Below are 1,139 nucleotides of genomic sequence, written 5' to 3'. Positions count from 1 at the left end.
CTTGAGCGCCGACGTGTCCATAGTGCATGCGATCACGCCGGCGCTCAAGGGTTCCCTCCGCGTGATCGGCAGCGGCACCAGCGGCGCGTCGCCGAACTGCTGGCTGTCCCGGATTTCGGCAAGGGAGGCGCCGGCAAGCGGCGCCGTCGTCATGAAGCGCCAGGACGGCACGCTGGTGATCAGCACGACGCCATGCTCGTCGCTGACATAGGCCGGCCGGTTGGCCTCGTGCCAGTCGGCCTCGAGCTGGTCGAACTCCATCTTGACGACAACGACGCCAAGCGGTGCCGAGGCGCTGCCGACACGGCGCGAGATGTAGAGGCCGGGGCGCTTGCTGACATTGCCGAGCGCGAAATACTCGGCGGTTCCCGTCTGCATGGCGCGGGAGAAATAGGCGCGGAAGCCGTAGTCGTTGCCGACGAAGCTGGTCGGCTCGCGCCAGTTGCTCGACGCGACCGCCAGGCCGTCCGTGCCGGTGACGTAGAGCACCGACGCCTTGGTGCCGGACACCAGCCCTTCGAGCTTGCGGTTGAGCACGTCGATCGCGGCATTGGTGCGCGCGGTCAGCGCGTCATGCACCTGCTGGTCCTCAGACAGAAGCAGCGGCAGCGCGCGCGGGTTTTCCAGCACGGCGCGGAGCAGCGCTACCTTCAGGTTGGCGTCGGTGCGCCCCTGCGCGGCAAGCGCGTCGACCTCGACCGCGCGGCCATAAAGGCCGGCGCCGTAGAGCGCCGCGGCGATGATGGCGAGGGCCACGCCGGCAAACAGCAGCCACGCTCGGCGCGCCCTTTTGCCGAGCTGCTCGGGCGTTGGAGAAAGGCCGGCAATGGCGCCGGCTGCGGGGCGCTGCAGCATCGCCCATCTGTGCATGATTTCGCACAAAACACAATTCGACCCATGCGGATGGCCGCACGCCGCCGCCAGACCGGGCGGCCAGCGGCTCGAAAAAAACCAACAAAATCAAAGTAAGTCCGCGCCGACGGAAACTGGCACGCGGGTTGCAAAGACGGAATCGGCAGCCGCGAGGCTGTTGGAGGTCAAATGCCCCGGGAGGTCGAGCCTTTCGATCGGGGCGCAACGGAGGACGTCATGCAGACAGCATTCGCTGCCGCCGAGCCGCGCGGCAAGATACCCTTTTA

Annotated in this window: 1 pseudogene; it reads right to left on the bottom strand. The window is 67.3% G+C overall.

The features are described 5' to 3' along the window. Positions 1-870, bottom strand: a pseudogene (locus EOA33_RS36435) (two-component sensor histidine kinase); the annotation flags it as partial. Positions 871-1,139: the final 269 nt, after the last annotated feature.

This window comes from Mesorhizobium sp. M4A.F.Ca.ET.050.02.1.1 (assembly GCF_003997725.1).
In the GTDB taxonomy this organism is placed as follows: Bacteria; Pseudomonadota; Alphaproteobacteria; order Rhizobiales; family Rhizobiaceae; genus Mesorhizobium.
The sequence above is the reverse complement of the archived record's forward strand: the minus strand, read 5'-3'. Positions and strand labels throughout refer to the sequence as shown.